Source organism: Blastomonas sp., assembly GCF_041747255.1.
In the GTDB taxonomy this organism is placed as follows: Bacteria; Pseudomonadota; Alphaproteobacteria; order Sphingomonadales; family Sphingomonadaceae; genus Blastomonas.
On record NZ_JBGTFM010000165.1, the window covers coordinates 1 to 4,025 of the forward strand.

A 4,025-nucleotide genomic window follows, 5' to 3' on the forward strand; every position below is an offset into this window, starting at 1 on the left:
GTTCGGTCGGGTCACCGCCGAGCAGCGGCGGCGATCCTTCGCTGCCCGACAGCCCTGCCGTCGCCGGGCCGACCGCGGTTGCGCACGCTGGTCCGCCGCCACCCAGCAGTACAGAAGAAAAGCAGGCAGAGCGCGAGCAGGAGGAAGCCAAGCAGGCTGCTGAAGAAGGCGCACGTGGCGAGGCAGCGCCGCGCCGCCCGATCATGCCGGCGGTCAACATCGTCAATACCCGCCGCCTGGGCGTGGAGCCGACCATCACCGAACCTGTGACCAGTGGTGGCAACCCCAATCTGCTTGATGTGCCTGTCACGGGCACCGATGGAGACCAGCCATGATCGTTATGCCATCAACTCTGCGGACATTTCTGATCCGCCCGGTGGTTGCCTCGCTGGCGTTGGCCGTCGCCTTGGCGGGCGGCGTGTCGGCCCCGGCGCTGGCCCAGAACACCGATGCCATCGCGCTGCGCGACAGCTTCCGCGTCGGCTCATCCGGGGTGCTGTGCACCGCGCAATATCGGCCGAACGATTCGCTGCTCAGCACAATGTTCGATCGCGGCTACCGGGTCGTGTGCCGCGATGCGGCAAGCCCGGTGGGCTCGCTCTATGTGCTGCGTGGTGGCGAGGGCGACCGGCTGGCAGCCTATCTGCAAGGCGCCTCGGCCCGGCTGACCTGTGGTGAGCGTCAGATTGCCGAGATCGACGATGTCGGCGGGGTCAGCCAGATCGAATGCCGCGATTCCAAGGCGTCGGTTGATTACCGCATCTATGCTGCGGTGCGCGGCAACACATTGTTCGTTGCCGAGGGCCTGAGCGGCTATGATTCTGCGCTGCGGCTGGGGCTTGCATCGCTGATCAGCGATCGTCCGACCACCGGCGCGGTTGATGTCGCCACCACCAGTGTCAGCGATCCGGCCGCCTTCGCGCGGATTCAGGCAGGCGTCCTCGACGAGGAATCGGCGCGAACCGAGGCCTATGTGCGCAACAACTACGGCGCCTATGCCGAATCATCCGAGTTTTTTGAGACTCTCGCGGGCCGTGAACAGGGCGGGTCTGAACGCACTGCTGAATTTCTGGCCAACCAGGCGCTTCAGCAATCGAACATGGGTGATTATGCCACCGCCGGGGCGCTGTTTGCCCGCGCGGCACGCACCGTCGCCTCCAACGATGGCGTGACCCAGCGTATGATCCGCAACTTCCGCGCCATCGATGCGCTCAACCAGCGCGATGCGAAGGCGGCGCTGGCGTTTCTTGACCAGTCGGTGACAGCATCGACTGAGCAGGCCGGCGAAACGCAGTTGGTGGAAGGCGAGATCACCCAGCTGCTTGCGGACCGGATCAACCGCGAGAACAACGGCGTCAAGCGCCTTGGCGGGATGGACAACCGGCTGACCGGTATCGAACGGGCGAGCATTCTTGACGGTCAGGCGCTGTTGCTGCGGGGCTCTGCGCTGCGGCTGACAGGTGAGCTGGAAACCGCTTTGCTCGCGCTGGAACAGGGGCTGGGCATGATCACTGCGGTGCGCGGCGGCAGAGTGACGTCTACCGGCTGGCTCCGCTCCGAAGTTGCCACGCAGCGTGCGCTGATCCAGGAAACGCGCGGCGACCTTAATGCAGCGCGCGCCGGGTTTACCGAGGCGCTGGACATCTACCGGCTTGATTATCCGCAGTCGCCGGGGCTGCTTGGCGCCAAGGCCCGGCTGGCATCGTTCCTCGCGCGACGCGGCGAGGCCGATGCCTCGATCACGCTCTATGACGAAATCGTCGCCGAAGCGGATTCGACACCGGGCGCACGCGCGGCGATGAAGGAGCTGCTTGCGCCTTATTTCGTGCAGCTCGCGGTCCGCGCTGATGGAGACCAGGCGACGGCTGCCAAGATGTTTAATGCCAGCCAGTTGCTGCAGCGTCCCGGGGTCGCGCAGACCCAGGCGGTGCTGGCACGCGAACTGTCAGAGGGCGATACCGAAGCATCGGCGTTGTTCCGCCTGACCGTGACCCGCACCCGCGACATCTCGCGTGTCAGCGCCGAGGTTGAACGTCTGAAGGCCCTGCCCGTGCCCACTGCGGACGATCAGGCGGCGCTTGCCCAGGCCATCGAGGCGCTCGACCAGCTGCAGCGCGACCAGACTGCGCTGCAATCGCGGCTTGGCCAGTATTCGCAGTATCGCGTACTGTCGCCGACGTCGGTGTCGCTGCCCGAGCTGCAGACACTGCTGCGCCCCGGCGAGGGTTATTACAAGATCAGCCTGGTGGGGGAACAGGTCTATGCCCAGCTGATCACCCCGGAACGGGTGCGGACCGTGAGCGTTGGCATGACCCGCAGCGAGCTGGACAAAACTGTCGCCAAGTTGCGCGATACAATTGTCGTCATCGAGAACGGACAGCCAACCAACTACCCGTTCGATGTCGTTGAGGCGAAGGTGCTGTACGATGCGCTGTTTCCGGGGCTGAAGGATGATCTCGCCGGGATCGAGCATATGGTCTACGAGCCCGATGGGGCGCTGCTGCAGCTGCCGCCCGGCCTGCTGGTCGAGGACCAGAAGGGCGTGACCGACTATCTTGAACGTTCGGCCGCGCTCGACGCTGATCCGTTCGACTTCACCGGCGTCGCCTGGTTCGGGCGCGACCGGCGATTCTCCATCGCGGTGTCGCCGCGCTCGTTCGCTGATGTGCGCACGATTGCCCCGGCACGCGGGAGCCAGGCCTATCTTGGCCTTGGCGAGAATGCACCGCCGCCCGAGCGCATCACGCTCGCATCGGGGCAGCGCGAGGCAAATTGCGACTGGCCGCTCGATACATGGCGTGATCCGATTTCGCCGGCTGAGCTTACTCTGGCGCGCTCGGTGCTCGGCCAGAACCGCGCGAGCGTGCTCACACAGGATGCATTCAGCGACACTGCGCTGCTGGGCCGCGATGATCTAGATCAGTACCGAATTCTGCATTTTGCGACGCACGGGCTGGTGACCGCGCCGCGCCCGGAATGCCCGGCGCGCCCCGCACTGGTGACATCGTTTGGCGATGCGAGCTCGGATGGACTGCTCAGCTTCAAGGAGATTTTCGATCTCAAGCTTGATGCTGATCTGGTGATCCTGTCGGCCTGCGATACCGCAGGGCTGGCGACCGTCTCGGCTTCGCGCGAGGCGGGGATCGAGACCGGCGGCAACTTTGCGCTCGATGGTCTGGTGCGCGCCTTTGTCGGCGCGGGTGCCCGTTCGGTGCTCGCCAGCCACTGGCCGGTGCCCGATGACTTCAACGCCACCGAAAATCTGATTTCCGCGCTGTTCAAGGCTGAGCAGGGCGTGGCGATGAATGCCTCGCTGGCAGCGGCGCAGCGTGCGGCGATGGATGATCCGCTGACATCGCACCCCTATTACTGGGCGGCGTTCATTTTGCTGGGCGATGGCACCAAGCCGCTGGTGCAATAGCCAGCGCGATGCGGTGGGCAGCAGCTGAAGATGTTGCGCGGCGCGACTTTTGTTGTCGCGCTGCGTCAGGTGATGCACGGCCATGCTGGTCAAAGTTCTGAAGAGTGCTTATCTACCCGGCTATGGGATTTTTAAGAGACATATCGCCGCTGCGCGCCCTTGCGGACATCAAGACCTTTTGGTTTGATCAACAGCCGCACAAATGGGCCTTTATCGGCTTGTCGCTGCTGGCCACCTCAACGATTTTTTTCGCTTTTGTGAGCGAATCCGGCTTTGAGCGCGAATGGAAGCGGCCCGAGATCATGTGGGTGACCAGTCTTGACCCCGGGCGCAGCGATGCGCAAATCGCTGAAGAGAACCGCGCAAATCAGGCGGTGCAGGACAAGATCCTGGCCGAACAGATTGCGCGTGATGAAGAGCGCAAAGCGCAATATCGCCGCCTTGCCGAACAGTTTGGCATGGACACCGAGTGAGCACAGCGCTCCGGTCTGATGCCGACTGTATGCGCGCGGCTGTTGCGCTGGCGTGGCGGGCGCGCGGGGTCTCGCGGCCTAATCCCGGGGTTGGCTGCTTGATAGTGTGCGATGGCCGGGTGGTCGGGCGT

At 64.3% G+C, this 4,025-nt stretch carries 3 protein-coding genes; all 3 read left to right on the top strand.

Going from position 1 to position 4,025, the window contains the following annotated elements:
• The coding region (locus ACEW8G_RS05975; RefSeq protein ID WP_373487526.1) for a hypothetical protein at positions 1-335 on the top strand (335 nt) is incomplete at its 5' end.
• Positions 332-3,421: a CHAT domain-containing protein gene (locus ACEW8G_RS05980; RefSeq protein WP_373487527.1), complete on the top strand. Its 3,090-nt coding sequence runs from the start codon at positions 332-334 to the stop codon at positions 3,419-3,421. The genes ACEW8G_RS05975 and ACEW8G_RS05980, both read left to right, overlap by 4 nt.
• 122 nt (positions 3,422-3,543) lie before the next feature.
• Positions 3,544-3,894: a hypothetical protein gene (locus ACEW8G_RS05985; protein WP_373487528.1), complete on the top strand. Its 351-nt coding sequence runs from the start codon at positions 3,544-3,546 to the stop codon at positions 3,892-3,894.
• Positions 3,895-4,025 lie beyond the last annotated feature (131 nt).